This is a genomic window from Clostridium nitrophenolicum, from assembly GCF_055391695.1.
This window is the reverse complement of the sequence record NZ_AP042469.1, coordinates 4,143,881-4,160,111: the sequence shown is the minus strand read 5'-3', so window position 1 is coordinate 4,160,111 and position 16,231 is coordinate 4,143,881. Positions and strand designations below refer to the sequence as shown.

The 16,231-nt window shown below is 30.9% G+C and carries 15 protein-coding genes; all 15 read left to right on the top strand.

Going from position 1 to position 16,231, the window contains the following annotated elements:
• Window positions 1–668 precede the first annotated feature (668 nt).
• A complete protein-coding gene (locus ACZ5N4_RS19660) occupies window positions 669–1,826 on the top strand; it encodes a 1-deoxy-D-xylulose-5-phosphate reductoisomerase (protein WP_464204207.1) in 1,158 nt (385 codons plus the stop codon).
• A gap of 33 nt (window positions 1,827–1,859) precedes the next feature.
• Entirely contained in the window at window positions 1,860–2,870 is a 1,011-nt protein-coding gene (rseP, locus tag ACZ5N4_RS19655) for an RIP metalloprotease RseP (protein ID WP_464204206.1), read from the top strand.
• A gap of 95 nt (window positions 2,871–2,965) precedes the next feature.
• Window positions 2,966–4,015, top strand: a complete 1,050-nt coding sequence (gene ispG, locus ACZ5N4_RS19650) for a flavodoxin-dependent (E)-4-hydroxy-3-methylbut-2-enyl-diphosphate synthase (protein ID WP_464204205.1) — start codon at window positions 2,966–2,968, stop codon at window positions 4,013–4,015.
• A 287-nt stretch (window positions 4,016–4,302) separates the two neighbouring features.
• The gene (rimP, locus tag ACZ5N4_RS19645) at window positions 4,303–4,767 is read left to right on the top strand and encodes a ribosome maturation factor RimP (protein WP_308039303.1); all 465 of its coding nucleotides are present in this window, start codon (window positions 4,303–4,305) and stop codon (window positions 4,765–4,767) included.
• A 19-nt stretch (window positions 4,768–4,786) separates the two neighbouring features.
• On the top strand, window positions 4,787–5,884 hold the full coding sequence (nusA, locus tag ACZ5N4_RS19640) for a transcription termination factor NusA (protein WP_464204204.1): 1,098 nt from the start codon (window positions 4,787–4,789) through the stop codon (window positions 5,882–5,884).
• Window positions 5,885–5,925: 41 nt separating this feature from the next.
• Window positions 5,926–6,195 (top strand): RNase P modulator RnpM, encoded by a 270-nt coding sequence (gene rnpM, locus ACZ5N4_RS19635; RefSeq protein WP_178910794.1) that lies wholly within the window; start codon window positions 5,926–5,928, stop codon window positions 6,193–6,195.
• Window positions 6,185–6,499 carry a ribosomal L7Ae/L30e/S12e/Gadd45 family protein gene (locus ACZ5N4_RS19630; RefSeq protein WP_464204203.1) on the top strand — a complete coding sequence of 105 codons (315 nt, stop codon included), beginning with the start codon at window positions 6,185–6,187 and terminating at the stop codon, window positions 6,497–6,499. The genes rnpM and ACZ5N4_RS19630 overlap by 11 nt, the downstream gene beginning before the upstream one ends.
• Before the next feature lie 17 nt (window positions 6,500–6,516).
• Window positions 6,517–8,592 (top strand): translation initiation factor IF-2, encoded by a 2,076-nt coding sequence (infB, locus tag ACZ5N4_RS19625; RefSeq protein WP_464204202.1) that lies wholly within the window; start codon window positions 6,517–6,519, stop codon window positions 8,590–8,592.
• 69 nt (window positions 8,593–8,661) lie between these two features.
• Window positions 8,662–9,027: a 30S ribosome-binding factor RbfA gene (gene rbfA / locus ACZ5N4_RS19620; protein WP_464204201.1), complete on the top strand. Its 366-nt coding sequence runs from the start codon at window positions 8,662–8,664 to the stop codon at window positions 9,025–9,027.
• On the top strand, window positions 9,014–9,976 hold the full coding sequence (locus tag ACZ5N4_RS19615; RefSeq protein WP_464204200.1) for a DHH family phosphoesterase: 963 nt from the start codon (window positions 9,014–9,016) through the stop codon (window positions 9,974–9,976). The genes rbfA and ACZ5N4_RS19615 overlap by 14 nt, the downstream gene beginning before the upstream one ends.
• A complete protein-coding gene (gene truB, locus ACZ5N4_RS19610) occupies window positions 9,977–10,852 on the top strand; it encodes a tRNA pseudouridine(55) synthase TruB (protein ID WP_464204199.1) in 876 nt (291 codons plus the stop codon).
• A 6-nt stretch (window positions 10,853–10,858) separates the two neighbouring features.
• Window positions 10,859–11,797 (top strand): bifunctional riboflavin kinase/FAD synthetase, encoded by a 939-nt coding sequence (locus tag ACZ5N4_RS19605; RefSeq protein WP_464204198.1) that lies wholly within the window; start codon window positions 10,859–10,861, stop codon window positions 11,795–11,797.
• A gap of 117 nt (window positions 11,798–11,914) precedes the next feature.
• A complete protein-coding gene (rpsO, locus tag ACZ5N4_RS19600) occupies window positions 11,915–12,178 on the top strand; it encodes a 30S ribosomal protein S15 (protein WP_308039296.1) in 264 nt (87 codons plus the stop codon).
• Window positions 12,179–12,351: 173 nt separating this feature from the next.
• The gene (locus ACZ5N4_RS19595) at window positions 12,352–14,493 is read left to right on the top strand and encodes a polyribonucleotide nucleotidyltransferase (RefSeq protein WP_464204197.1); all 2,142 of its coding nucleotides are present in this window, start codon (window positions 12,352–12,354) and stop codon (window positions 14,491–14,493) included.
• Window positions 14,494–14,631: 138 nt separating this feature from the next.
• Window positions 14,632–15,930 (top strand): M16 family metallopeptidase, encoded by a 1,299-nt coding sequence (locus ACZ5N4_RS19590; protein WP_464204196.1) that lies wholly within the window; start codon window positions 14,632–14,634, stop codon window positions 15,928–15,930.
• The last annotated feature ends 301 nt before the right edge of the window (window positions 15,931–16,231 follow it).

Genomic DNA, 16,231 nt, shown 5'->3' with positions numbered 1-16,231 from the left:
TAGTGCTGAATATAATACTATAAAGCAATAATATTAAGGAGTGTTGTAAATTTAAATTACAAAAAAATTAGTTATAATTTAATTATATTGATTATATGTATAATTTTTACTATAATAATAAGGCACTATTTTAAACTTTTTTTCTTTATAGTTATAATGATGTTTCTATGTTCTCCTATTTATAATTTGTTATTCAATAATAATTTATTTAATAATAAAGCTAATAATTTAATTAGCATAGTATTTGTTGACAGCATATCTTCTGGAAAATAAGCAGATACCTATAGCTTATTTTCATATTCTATAGGCAATATAACTGCTTACTTTATTTTGGAAGATAAATATGTTATAGTTAATCTTGCTATAGAATTTATATCTAAGTATAGGGTTTTTGTTATAAGAAAAAAATTAGGAGATATTATATAGAGAGAAATTGTTAACACAAAGTTTATGAACTATAGACTTGAAGTCCATCTACTATTTATTATATTATCTCTTTATATAGTATTAAATTTTTGGATTTAAGTTCTATTATATGTAATTGTTATATAGGAAAATTTAAGACACTAAAGCTTGAGGCATCTTTAAAAAATAATTAATTAGTATGTTAGCCTATTTTGGATTGTTATTTTATTTCAGATGCCTAATCAGAATTAGGAGATGTTCAAATGAGAAAAGTTTCAATACTTGGTGCCACAGGTTCTATAGGAACCCAAACACTTGATGTCATAAGAAAAGAAAAGGATAGATTCCAACTTACTGCTATCTCTGCAAACAGCAACTGGGAAAAAGTCATAGATATAATCAATGAATTCAATCCGCCTTATGTTGTATTAACAGAAGAAAAAGCTTATAGAGAAGTTAAAGAGTATTGCACTAATATAGGCAAAAACACAAAAATACTCTTTGGTATGGAGGGACTAAATACAATAGCAAGTTTGTCAGAGGTAGACATAGTGGTAACCTCTGTAGTTGGAATGGTAGGGTTAGTGCCTACAATTACTGCAATTAGGTCAGGAAAAGATATAGCTTTAGCAAATAAAGAAACACTAGTTACAGGTGGAAAGCTTGTTATGTCAGAAGCTAAAAAACACGGTGTTAAAATACTTCCTGTAGATTCAGAACATGGAGCTATATTCCAATGCCTTCAAGGAAATGAAAAATCTTCAGTAAACAAAATCTTACTCACAGCGTCAGGAGGACCCTTTAGAGGAAAAAAAGAGTATGAACTATCTGAAGTTACGGTAGATGAAGCTTTAAAGCACCCAAGATGGAATATGGGAAAAAAAATATCTATAGATTCTGCCACTTTAATGAATAAAGGTCTTGAAGTAATAGAAGCTCATTGGCTATTTGATATAGATTATGATCAGATTGAAGTTGTAGTTCATCCTGAAAGTGTAATACATTCTATGGTAGAATATATTGATGGAAGTGTAATAGCTCAGATGGGAAGCACAGATATGAAACTTCCTATACAATATGCACTTAATTATCCTGAAAGAAAAAACGCTGTTGTGGAAAAATTAGATTTTTACAAAATGGGAGCTTTAACTTTTGAAAAACCAGATATGGATACATTTAAACCATTAAAGCTTGCATACGAAGCAGGTAAGGCTGGAGGTACAATGCCGGCAATATTAAATGCAGCAAATGAATGTGCAGTAGATTTGTTTCTAAATAAAAGAATTAAATTTTTACAAATAGGCAATATATTAGAGATGTGTATGGATAAGTTTACTATACAACAAAACTATACTTTAGAAGATATATTACAACTAGATAGTAAAGTAAAACGCTATGTTAACGAAAATTTTGGTAAATAGAATTAATTTTAGTTTGGTTGGGAGGAATAACGTTTGTATATTATAATGGCTATCATAGCCTTTGGAGTATTAATTATAATTCATGAATTAGGCCATTTTACATTAGCAAAATTAAATGGAGTAAAAGTAGAAGAGTTTGCTATAGGAATGGGACCAAAGCTTTTTGGGGTAAAAGGAAAGGAAACAACATACTCAATAAAACTATTACCAATAGGTGGATACGTAAAAATGTTAGGAGATGAAGGGGAAAGCACAGACCCTAGAGCTTTTAACAACAAAAGACCCTTACAAAAGTTGAGTATTGTAATTGCAGGTCCTATAATGAACTTTATACTTGGAATAGTTTTATTTGCATCTATTGCAGGTTTAAGAGGTTATTTATCTCCAGAAGTAAGTAAGGTGGTGCCAAATCAGCCAGCAGATGTGATGGGGATTAAAGCTGGAGACAAAATAGTAAAAGTAAATGGATCTAAGGTCTTAACCTGGGAGGATTTTGTAACAGGAGTGTATATAGCTAATGGTACACCAATTGATATAACATATATGCGCGGCAGCGAAACAAAAACTGTAAAAGTTGCGCCAGTTAAAGATCCTAATGAAAATAGATACATAGTTGGTATATATCCGACTACAGTTGAGAAACCTACAGTTACACAATCCGTAACCTATGGATTTATAGAGACTAACTCATTAGTAAAACAAACATTTAGTTTCTTTAAAACATTATTTAAAGGTAATGCATCTATGAATGATGTAGGTGGACCACTGACAATAATTAAAGTTTCAGGGGCAGCAGCTAAGGCTGGAGTATTAAGTCTAATGGCTTTTGCAGCATATATAAGCATACAATTAGCTATATTTAATATTATACCTTTTCCGGCTTTAGATGGAGGATATATACTATTATTTTTATTTGAAATAATCACAGGTAAAAAGGTTGATGAGAATAAGGTAGGCTTGATAAATTATGTAGGATTTGCTATTCTGATGACTTTGATGGTACTGGTAACCATCAAAGATATATTGTATCCTATTAAATTTTAATTCATAATAAATATAAGATAAATAATTGGGAATTAGAAATTGTGTAATTCGATTTTTAATTCCCAATTTCCAATTTTTTTAGGGAGATGAAATAAGTGAAAAGAGTAAAAACTAAAAAGATAAAGGTTGGAAATATACATATTGGTGGAGATTCAAAAATAGCAGTACAGTCTATGACTAATACAGATACAAGAAATGTAAAGGAAACTATTGCACAGATATATAAGCTTCAAGAAGCGGGTTGTGATATAATAAGATGTGCTGTTCCTGACATGGAAGCCGGTAATGCAATAAAAGAAATAGTAAATAATATAAATATTCCACTAGTTGCAGATATTCATTTTGATTACAGATTAGCTCTGACATCTATTGAAAATGGTGTATCAGCACTTAGAATTAATCCAGGTAATATAGGAAGTATAGATAAGGTAAAAGAAGTAGCTAAAGCAGCTAAAGATAAGAATGTACCAATAAGAATAGGCGTGAATTCAGGTTCTTTAAAAAAAGAGATATTAGATAAGTATGGCAAAGTGTGCCCGGAAGCTTTAGTAGAGAGTGCGTTAGAACATGTTAGAATACTAGAAAACGTAAATTATGATAATATAGTCATATCTATTAAGTCTTCAAATGTTATGCAAATGATAGATAGCTACAGAATGATCTCAAAAGTTGTAGATTATCCTCTTCATTTAGGAGTTACAGAGGCTGGTACAATATGGAGAGGAACAATTAAATCAAGTGTGGGAATAGGTGCGTTGCTAAGTGAAGGAATAGGAGATACTATAAGAATATCCCTAACGGGGGATCCCGTGGAGGAGATAAAAGTTGGCAGAGAAATTTTAAAATCTCTTGGATATTTAAATGAAGGAATAGAGTTTATATCATGTCCTACTTGCGGAAGAACACAAATAGATTTAATTAATATAGCAGAAGAAGTGGAAAGAAGACTTATAAATTATAATAAAAATTTAAAGGTTGCAGTAATGGGGTGTGTAGTGAATGGTCCAGGAGAAGCAAGAGAAGCTGATATAGGAATAGCTGGAGGAAATGGTGAAGGGCTTATTTTTAAAAAAGGTAAGATAGTTAAAAAAGTTAAGGAAGAAGAATTAGTTGACGAATTGATAGAGCAAATAAAGAATATGTAATTAAATTATTCGCATTAAATATTTTAAGAAGAGTAATAAATTTTTTAGACTTAAGCCATTTTTTAACTTTTCCTTGAAATAATTAATGTAGTATGTTAGAATGGAGTTAGCAAATCTACAGAACTATGTTAACTGTTGTAAAGAGTGGGTACTGACCCGCTCTTTCTATTTTTAAAAAACGCAGCTTATGTTGCGTTTTTAAATTAGCGTAATATTTTATGCAATTTTTTTATAAAAAGTCATTTTTTATTGTAAATTGCAGAATATATAGGTAAGGAGGGATTGAAATGAATAAAAATGCTTTAATAGATAAACTTATAGAACTAATTAGACCAATAGTAGAAGAGTTGAATTATGAACTTTATCATTTAGAATATGTAAAAGAAGGTCAAGAAAATTATCTGAGAATATATATAGAAAAAGAAGATGGTGGAATATCACTAGAAGACTGTGAAAAAGTAAGTAGAGCTGTAAGTGATATGCTAGATGTAGAGGATCCTATAGCTGAGGCATATTATCTAGAAGTTTCATCACCAGGAATGGAAAGGGTTTTACATACAGATAAACATTTAGGAAGATATATTGGAAGTAATGTTTTAGTAAAGATATCTGGATTATTAAATGGAAAGAAAAAATTTGAAGGTGAGCTTTTAGGATTTAACTCTCAGGAACTAAAGATAAAATACCAAGATGAAGATCTTTCTATTCCAAGAGATAAGATTTCAAGTGTAAGTCTCAGATGCGAACTTTAAGGGAGGGTATTTTTAGGAAATGAACCAGGAATTTATAGAAGCCTTAAAAGAAATAGTTAAAGAAAAAGGTATAAGTGAAGATTTGTTGTTTACAACTATAGAAGATGCATTAGTTGCCGCATATAAGAAAAATTACGCTAATTTAGGCGGAAATAACCAAAATGTTAAAGTGACAATGAACAGAGAAAATGGAGAAATTCATGTTTATTCTCAGAAAAAAGTTGTGGATGAAGTTTATGACGAAGTAAATGAAATAAGTTTAGAAGAAGCAAAGGAAATAGATCCTAACTATAATATTGAGGATATAGTAAGTATTGAAGTAACTCCTAAAAAGTTTGGAAGAGTAGCAGCGCAAGCAGCAAAACAAGTTGTTATTCAAAGAATAAAGGAAGAAGAAAGAAGAATTATCTATAGTGAATTTGCAGAAAAAGAAGACGATATTATCACAGGTGCTGTTATTAGAAAAGATAAAAATAACGTACTAGTTGATTTAGGCAAGACAGAGGCAGTGCTGGGACCTAATGAGCAAATGCCAGGTGAGAAATATAACTTCAATGATAAGTTAAAATTATATATTGTTGAAGTTAAGAGTACAACAAAAGGTCCGCAAATTGTTATTTCAAGAACACATCCAGGTCTAATAAAAAGACTGTTTGAGCTTGAAGTACCTGAAATATTTGATGGTACAGTTGAAATCAGAGCTATTGCAAGAGAAGCTGGATCAAGAACAAAAATATCAGTGTTTTCAAATGATGAAAATGTAGATCCAATGGGAGCATGTGTAGGGCCTAAAGGCATAAGAGTGCAAAATATTGTAAATGAGCTTAAAAATGAAAAAATTGATATCATAAAATGGAGTAAGTTACCGGAAGAATATATTGCAAATGCATTAAGTCCAGCAAAAGTCTTAGATGTAACACTAGATGAGGATAATAAATTTGCTCAGGTAATAGTGGATGATAACCAGTTATCCTTAGCTATTGGTAAAGAAGGACAGAATGTTAGATTAGCAGCAAAACTTACTAGTTGGAAAATTGATATTAAAAGTAAATCACAAGCTGGAGTTAATTTTAAGGAAACTATAAATGAAGATGACGACCAGTTTGTAGATGAATAATAAATAAAGCAATATTTAATTTTAGGTGAGGTGGTTTTTGTATGAAGCAAAAAAAAGTACCACAAAGAATGTGCACTGGATGCATGGAAATGAAGCCTAAGAAAGAACTTATAAGGGTTGTTAAAGATACTGATGGAGACATTTCAGTAGATTTGACTGGTAAGAAAAATGGAAGAGGAGCCTATGTATGCAGAAATATCGAATGCTTGGAGAAAGCCTTCAAAGCAAAAAGATTGCAGAAAAATTTAGAGGCTCAAATAGATGAAGAAATTTATGTAAGATTGAGAGATGAAATACAGCATGAAAGATAAATTTCTCCAATTTTTAGGCTTAACGAAACGTGCAGGAAAGCTTTTAGAAGGGTATAATAAATGTGAGGATGCAATAAAAAGGAATAAAGTGTATTTAATAATACTATCTTCTGATGCATCTGACAATACAGCAGATAAATTCCTAAAGTATGGTGAAAAATATAAAACACCTGTTTTAAAGGGATACGATAAGGACGAATTAGGAAGCGCTTTGGGAAAGGAAGAAATAAAAATCCTAGGCGTTACAGATTTAAAAATGAGCGAACGGTTAATTAGTATATATAAAGACATCGAAAAAATTTAGTGTCGGGGGTGAATGCTATGTCAAAAGTAAGAATTTATGAATTATCCAAAGAATTAGAAATATCAAGCAAAGATTTAATTAGTATTCTGCTAGACGAATTTAGCATAGAAGTAAAGAATCACATGAGTGTGATAGAGGAAGAAGATGCGGAATTAATAAAAGAACTTTTAGCAGAAAGAAGGAAAGAGGAAACTAATTCTGGCGAAGATATAGTAGAAAAATATGAAGAGTTAGTTGAAGATAATAAAACAAAAAATCGCAAGAAAAATAAAGGTAAAATCAAAGGTAGGGACGATCAAGGTAATTACACAGAAAATGAAGATAGTGATGAGAAAGTAATTGAAATAGATGATACAATTACTGTAAAAGAGTTATCAGAGAAGTTAAATGCATCTTCAATAGAAGTTATAAAGCAGCTAATATTTATGGGAGTAATGGCGGCTATAAATCAAGAAATTGACTTTGAAACTGCTGAAAAATTAGGAGAAAAATTTAATGCTATTGTAGTTAAAAAAGAAAGAGATATTGATAAAGAAGCTGTAGAGCAGATAGATGAAGATGAAGAAGAAGATACTAACTTAGAAAAAAGACCTCCTGTTATAACTGTTATGGGTCATGTTGACCATGGTAAAACATCATTATTAGATGCTATAAGAAAAGCTAAAGTAACTGAAACAGAAGCAGGTGGAATTACTCAGCACATAGGTGCTTATACTGTAACTATAAATGATGAAAAGCTTACTTTCCTTGATACTCCAGGTCACGAAGCCTTTACAGCTATGAGAGCTAGAGGAGCCCAAATTACTGATATAGTTATTTTAGTTGTAGCTGCAGATGATGGAATAATGCCTCAGACTGTAGAAGCTATAAACCACTGTAAGGCAGCAAATGTTCCAATGGTAGTAGCTATAAATAAAATGGATAGACCAGGAGCTAACCCAGATAGAGTTAAGCAAGAGTTAACTGAGCATGGATTGTTAGCTGAAGACTGGGGTGGAGATATAATCACTGTACCTGTATCAGCTCATACTAAAGAAGGAATAGATACATTACTTGAGATGGTTCTATTAACTGCTGAAATGCAAGAATTAAAAGCAAATGCTAATAGAAATGCTAGAGGAACAGTAGTAGAAGCTAAGCTTGATAAAGGCAGAGGACCAGTTGCTACATTACTTGTTCAAAATGGTACTTTACATGTAGGTGATTCTATAATTGTAGGAACTACATATGGAAGAATTAGGGCAATGTTTGATGATAAAGGAAAGAAAATTAAGTCTGCCGGACCATCAATACCAGTTGAAATACTTGGACTATCAGAAGTACCTGCTGCAGGTGATAGATTCTATGAAGTAAAAGATGAAAAAACTGCTAGGGATATGGCTGAAAAGAGAAAAGAAAAGGTAAGAGCTGAGTACTTACAATCAACACATAAAGTTTCTCTTGAAGACTTATATAGCCAAATTAAAGAGGGAAAAGTAAAAGAGTTAAATATAATTGTTAAAGCGGATGTTCAAGGTTCTGTAGAAGCTGTAAGACAATCACTTCAAAAGTTATCTACTGATGAGGTTAAGGTTAGAGTTATACATGGAGCTGTTGGAGCTATAACAGAAGCAGACGTTACTCTTGCATCTGCATCTAATGCTATAATTATAGGATTTAATGTAAGACCAAATGATAATGCTGTTGTAGTAGCAGAAAAAGAATCTGTTGATGTGAAGAGTTATAGAGTTATATATAATGCAATAGATGATATTAAGGCTGCTATGGTGGGAATGCTTGAACCAGATTATAAAGAAGTAATTCTTGGTAAAGCGGAGATAAGACAGACATACAAAATATCCAATGTTGGAACTATAGCAGGATGTTATGTACTTGATGGAAAATTAACAAGAAATAGCAGTATAAGAGTTATAAGAGATAGTATAGTTATATTTGAATCACAACTTGCATCTTTAAAGAGATTTAAAGATGACGCAAAAGAAGTTGCAGCAGGTTATGAATGTGGTCTTTCTGTTGAAAAATTCAATGATATAAAAGATGGAGATATAATAGAAGCTTATACTATGGAAGAAATTAAAAAGAAAGAACTATAATTTTAATTGTAATTGAGAATTAAGCTATAACTTGACTGTTAGTAGCTGCACAAAAATGAGGTGAATTGTATGGCTAAATATAGAGGCAATAGAATAAATGAGGAAATGAAAAAAGAAATAAGTAGTATAATTCAAAATGACATAAAAGATCCAAGACTTACTGCAATGATAAGTGTAACAAAGGTTGATGTAACAAAAGACTTAAGATATGCTAAGGTTTATGTTAGTTTATTTGGTAATGATGATTCTAAAAAAAGCACTTTAGAAGCATTGAAAAGTTCCTCAGGTTTTATTAGAAGAGAAATAGGTCATAGAATAAACTTAAGATATACACCAGAAATAATTATTGAATTAGATAACACTATAGAACAAGGTATGCATATTGATGCTTTATTAGAGAAAATAAAGGAGAAAGAGCATCATGATAATGAATAAAATCCTGGAAAAGATAAAGGAAAGTAATAGAATAGCTATTACTTTCCACATTTCTCCTGATGGCGATTCTTTAGGAACGTCATTAGCTTTGATGCAGGGACTGCGTAAAATAGGCAAAGAGGTATATATACTTTCCAAAGAAGATATACCTAAAGATTTTAGTTTTTTACCTTGTTCAGAGGCTGTTGATGGAAAAAGGTATGAGGTAGTTCCTGGCACTGAATGTGTCATAGTTTTAGATTGCGGCGATGTAAAAAGAATTAATGCTCATATAAACTTTGAAGATAGAAATTATACTTTGATAAACATAGATCACCATATGTCAAATGAACTTTATGGTGATTTAAACTATGTAGATACTAATGCATCAGCTATGTCTGAAATAATATATCAAATGCTTCGTATTATGGGAATAGACATAGACCAAGATATGGCTAAGTGTCTTTATACGTCATTAATTACGGATACAGGGTCATTTAAGTACTCCGGGACTACATCTGTAACCCATACAATAGCAGGTGATCTTATTAACACTGGAATCGATTTTAGCGAAATTCATAGAATTATTTTTGACAATAAAAAATTTGAAAGAATAAAACTGTATGGAAAAGCTATTGATAAAATGGAGCTTATAGGAAGTAAAATATGTGTTATGTCATTAACTAATGATATGCTGTTAGAACTAGGTATTGATAATAACACAGATACGTCTGATATTATAACCTTCGGCATGCAGGTAGACTCTGTTGAAGTTGCTGTGTTGATAAAAGAAACAAAGGTCGGTGTAAAGATGAGCTTAAGATCGAAGAATGCTGTTGATGTGCGAAAAATTGCAGAAAAGTTTGGTGGAGGCGGCCATATAAAGGCTTCAGGTCTTTCTATGGAAAATAAAACGGTAGAAGAAGCTAAGGCAATAATAATTAAGGAACTAGAAAAAGAGTTGATATAAATGGATGGAATATTAAATATAAATAAACCTACAGGCATGACCTCATTTGATGTAGTAAGAAAGGTAAAGGCAATAGCTAAGACCAAGAAAGTAGGCCATACAGGAACATTAGATCCTGAGGCTTCAGGGGTATTACCAATATGCATAGGTCGTGCCACAAAGCTTGTTGATTATATAATGAATGATTATAAAATATATAAAGTAGAGTTAAGACTTGGTGTTGTAACAGATACTTATGATAGAGAAGGTAAAGTTTTAAAAAACGAAGATGTTACCTTATCTAAAGAAGAAGTTGAAGAGGCAATAAAAAGTTTCATAGGAGAAATAGACCAGATTCCTCCTATGTATTCTGCTTTAAAGGTAAATGGACAGAGATTATATTCCCTTGCAAGACAGGGTATTGAAGTTGAAAGAAAAGCAAGGAGAATCAATATATATAATATAGATATACTAGATATAAAAGTTCCTACTGTAACATTTAATGTAAAATGCTCTAAAGGCACTTATATTAGAAGTCTTTGCTATGATATTGGTGAAAAGCTAAAATGCGGTGGAGCCATGTGGAATCTTCAAAGAGTTCAAACAGGAGCCTTTAATATCTTAGACTCCGTAGAACTGGAACACTTAAATAGTGATAATATATTAGAGTATTTAATTCCAATGGACAAAGCTCTTAGTGAATATCCAGAGATACATTTAGATGAAAAATACGAAAAACTTGTATTTAATGGAGTGACTATAAAAGACAAATCGCTACTAAATGATATAGAAAATGATAGATTATATAGAGTATATTTAAAAAATAATGAGTTTATTGGAATAGGTGTAAAAAATAGTATGGGATTTAAAATTGCTAAACTACTTGTTCAGAGGTAATACAGTATGATTGTAATGGAAGATAATTTTAAAGAGTATTTACAACAAGATACTTATATTGCACTAGGAAGCTTTGATGGACTTCATATAGGACATATGAGTTTAATTGATAAAACCATTAGGTTAGCAAAAAAAAATAATGCTAAAAGTATGGTTTTTACTTTTAAAGATCATCCATTAGCAACTATTAATGCAGAATTAGCACCAAAGCTTATTATGGATAATAATACTAAATTAAAAGTATTAGAAAGTAAAGGTTTGGATATAATAAATATGGTAGGATTTAACATAGAATTTATGAAGTTAAATCCAGAGGATTTTATTATAAACTTAGTAAGTCACTATAGACTTAAAGGTTTAATTGTTGGCTTTAATTATAGATTTGGATATAAAAATCTTGGTGATGTAGAGTTACTAAAGAAGATGAGCAAAATCCTTGGATTTTCCTTAAATATAGTTGAACCTGTTAAATTTAAAAGCCAAATAGTAAGCAGTTCAATTATAAGAAGCATTATATGTGACGAAGGAGATATAAAGAAGGTTAATAAAATGCTCACAAGACCTTTTATGATGCAAGGGGCTGTTATAAAAGGAAAACAATTAGGAAGAAAGCTGGGCTTTCCAACTAGTAACCTAGATTATGATAAAAGATTTGTAATCCCTAGAGGGGGAGTCTATTATACCATAGTTGAGTATAATAGGAACTTATTTAGAGGAATTACAAATATCGGTTATAACCCAACAGTAAATAATAATAAATTGAGCATTGAAACCCATATATTGGACTTTAATGAGGATATATATAATAAGAATATAAAAATATACTATATCGATAGAATAAGAGATGAAAAAAAGTTTAATTCCCTACAGGAATTAATCGATCAATTAAAAAAAGACAAGGTTTTTGCAAGAAAGCAAAAATTAGAAATTAATTTTAAAAATTAATTTACAACATTATTTTTATTTGCTATAATAACATTCGTGAACCTTATTCTAAGAAATTCGACTTGCCGACGGCTTTCTTGGACTATAGGGGATTTTAAATTTTGGAGGTGCATACACATGAATAAGGCAGTTAAAGAAGAAATAATGCAAAAACATGCAAGACATGAAGGAGATACTGGTTCTCCAGAAGTGCAAATAGCACTACTTACTGAGAGAATAAATCACCTAAATGATCACTTAAAGACACACAAGAAAGACCATCACTCAAGAAGAGGTCTTTTAATGATGGTTGGTAAAAGAAGAGGTCTTCTTAATTATTTAATGAAGCAAGATATTGAAAGATACCGTGCTATCATAGCAGTGTTAAAGTTAAGAAAGTAATTCTAGAGCGGCTAATACCGCTCTATTATTTTAAAAATTTTACATGGAATTAAAATGTAAAATTGGGTTACCATAATAATTATTTATGTTAAAAATTAATAACTAAAGTTGTATAATAATGTTGATAAATAATGATAATAATAATATTGAAACCTGTGAAGGGAGGTTAATTTATGAGTCAAATAATGGAGACTACTGTTGCTGGAAGAACGTTAAAAGTTGAATACGGTAAAGTAGGTATGCTATCAAATGCTGCTGTACTTGTAAGTTATGGAGATACAGTAGTATTAATTAATGCCAATGCTTCAGATAAACCAAGGGAAGGAATAGACTTTTTCCCTTTAAGTATAGAATATGAAGAGAGACTATATGCTGTAGGTAAAATTCCAGGAGGTTTTATAAAGAGAGAAGGTAAACCTTCTGAAAAAGCAATATTACATGGTAGAGCTATAGATAGACCTTTAAGACCGTTATTTCCTAAAGGATACAGAAACGATGTTCAAGTAGTATGTACTGTAGTTTCTGTAGAACAAGATAACTTACCGGAAATACTAGCTGTCAATGGTGCATCAATAGCCTTATGTATTTCAAGTATTCCGTTCACTACTCCAGTAGCAACGGTATCTGTAGGTTTAGTAGATGGTGAATTTATTATAAATCCTACTTTAGCTCAAAGAGAAAAAAGCACTCTAAATCTAACTGTATGTGCTACTAAAGAAAGAGTAATGATGGTTGAAGCTGGAGGTCAGGAGATACCGGAAGATGACATGTATAATGCTATTATGTTTGGATTTGAAGAATGTAAAAAAATAGTTGCATTCCAAGAAGAAGTAATGGCGAAAATGGGAAAAACAAAGGTTATTCCTGAATTATATAAAGTTGATGAAGCAATAGAACAAGATGTTAGAAACTTTGCTTTTAATATGGTAAAAGAAGCTATGTACATAATGGATAAAGACGAAAGAAATGCAGCTATAGATGCTGTAAAAGTAAAGATTAATGAGCAATTTAGCGAAAAATATCCTGATAATGGTTCAGACATAGCGGATACAATTTATGGAATGCAAAAAGAAATAGTAAGAAATATGTTATTAAATGAACATAGAAGACCTGATGGAAGAGATTTTAATGAAGTAAGACCTATAAGCTGTGATGTTGCATTACTTCCAAGAACTCATGGTACAGGACTATTTACAAGAGGAATGACTCAAGTAATGACTGTAGCAACATTAGGTGCACTAGGAGATGTTCAAATTCTTGATGGACTTGGTTCAGAAGAATTTAAAAGATATATGCATCACTATAACTTCCCATCATATAGTGTTGGAGAAGTTAGACCTCTAAGAGGACCTGGAAGAAGAGAAATAGGTCATGGTGCATTAGCTGAAAAGGCTTTAGAACCACTTATTCCAAATGAAGATGAATTCCCATACACAATAAGACTTGTGTCAGAAGTGTTGAGTTCAAATGGATCAACATCTCAAGCAAGCGTATGTGGAAGTACATTAGCGCTTCTTGATGCTGGTGTTCCAATAAAAAGACCTGCAGCAGGAATAGCTATGGGACTTATAACTAGTAAAGACTTATCTAAAGAAGAAGTTATAACTGATATACAAGGTATAGAAGACTTCTTTGGAGACATGGATTTTAAAGTGGCAGGAACAGAAGTTGGAATTACTGCTATTCAATTTGATACAAAAATTCATGGTCTATCTAATACATGTATAAGAGAATCTTTAGATAAGGCAAGAGTTGCTAGATTACACATATTAGGAAAGATGAACGAGTGTATTTCAGAGCCAAGAGAAGAATTATCTAAGTATGCTCCAAAAACATACACTATGACTATTGATCCTGATAAGATAAGAGATGTAATAGGAGCTGGCGGTAAAGTTATAAATAAGATAATTGCTGAAACAGGCGTTAAAATTGATATAAAAGAAGATGGAAAAATATTTGTAATGTCCGATGATAGCGTATGTGCTAAGAGAGCTCTCAAAATAATAGATGATTTGACTAGAGAAGTTAAAGCTGGAGAAATATATCTTGGTAAAGTAACTAAGATAGCTAACTTCGGAGCATTTGTTGAAATACTTCCAGGAAAAGAAGGCTTAGTTCATATATCAAAACTTGATTTTGCGAGAGTAAATAAAGTGGAAGATATAGTTTCTCTAGGAGACGAGATACTAGTTAAGGTAACTGAAATTGACAATCAAGGTAGAATTAATCTTTCAAGAAAAGATGCTATAAAAGACTCAGAAGAAAAAAATTCAGAAGAGAAAGCTTCAGAAGAAAAAGCTTCAGAAGAAGAATAAAAATAGAAGGGCATTATTGTGCCTTTTTATTTTTATATACTATTTTATTCTATTATAAAATTATCTGCCATGTGGTATAATATTGGTGAATTTACTTATATTTCCAGAAGTCAAATATTAATTTTTGAGGTGGCACTGATGTATAATTTATTTAAATTAGATAACGGATTGAGAATAGTTTTAGAAAATATTGATTATGTTAATTCAGTAAGTGTAGGTTTATGGGTAGAAAATGGCTCAAGAAATGAAGATAAAAATAATAACGGGATATCTCATTTTATTGAACATATGTTTTTCAAAGGGACAAAAAATAGAACAGCATTGCAAATTGCAGAGTGCATAGAGGATGTTGGAGGACAAATTAATGCTTTTACAGGAAAAGAAGCTACTTGTTTTTATATTAAAGCATTAGATTCTCATCTAGAACTTGCTTTAGATGTAATATCAGATATGCTTTTTAATAGTAAATTTTTACCAGAAGATATTGAAAAAGAAAAAGGTGTAGTAATTGAAGAAATAAAAATGAGTGAAGATTCTCCAGAAGATGTGCTAATGGATCTTCATAGCTCAGCAATTTGGGGCAATGATCCTTTATCGCTTCCTATACTAGGTACAGCAGAAACAGTAAAATCTTTTGATAGAGAGCAAATAGTTAATTATATTTCGTCTTACTACATACCTGAAAATTCTGTTATATCTATTTCAGGAAAATTTGATGCAAAAGCTGTAGAGAAGCTTGTGGATAAATATTTTGGAAACTGGAACAGCAGTAATAAAGAAGTAACTAATTATTCAAGACCAAATATTTCAACAAGTCACTTATATAGGAAGAAAACTATAGAACAGCTTCATTTAAGCTTAGGAATACCAGGTATTGAATCTGGTAAAGATGAATTATATTCATTACTTCTCTTGAGCAATGTATTTGGAGGAGGAGCATCTTCTATATTGTTCCAAAAGATAAGAGAAGAAAAGGGATTGTGTTATTCTATTTATTCATATATATCATCTTTTAGAAATACCGGTGTTGTAAGCATATATACTAGTTTAAATCCACAGTATGCGGCAGATGCATTATACATGATAAAGGATGAAATGGATAAGTTTATTAAGAATGGTATAAGTGATGAAAAGCTTCTTAAAGCAAAAGAACAGTTAAAAGGTAGTTATATTCTAGGACTAGAAAGTACTAGCAGTAGAATGTTCAACAATGGAAAATCAGCATTATTTTTGAATAGAATAAATAAACCTACAGATATAATAGAAAAAATAAACAATATTAATAAAGACAAATTAAATGAAGTTATGCAAAAGACTTTTGTAAAGGGTATAACAAATGCAGCCTTTGTAGGGGAAGAAATAGATCTAGAAGTTTTAAAGAATGTAATTAGTAAAGATGTAGTACCTTTTAAAAATTCAAAAATAAATTCTATATAAGATATTTTTGCTCAGTATTTATTTTTGATACTTAAATAAATGTAATAACTCCTTAGTATAATTCATAATATAAAAATAATAGGTTGTATTATTTTTTAGAGGATAGTTGATAGAGGACAATTGACAGAGAAGGTGAGTTTTCTTCCTTACGTCAGAAGACTAATTTATTTTTTTAGGCTTGTTTTGCTAAAGCAAAACATCACTAACTTAAGCAGACATCCAAAATCTGCGATTTTGAGATGGTCGCTTACTCCTGCGAAACAAAAGAGCAGGAGTTTCTTATAAATTTAAAGATTTTTCT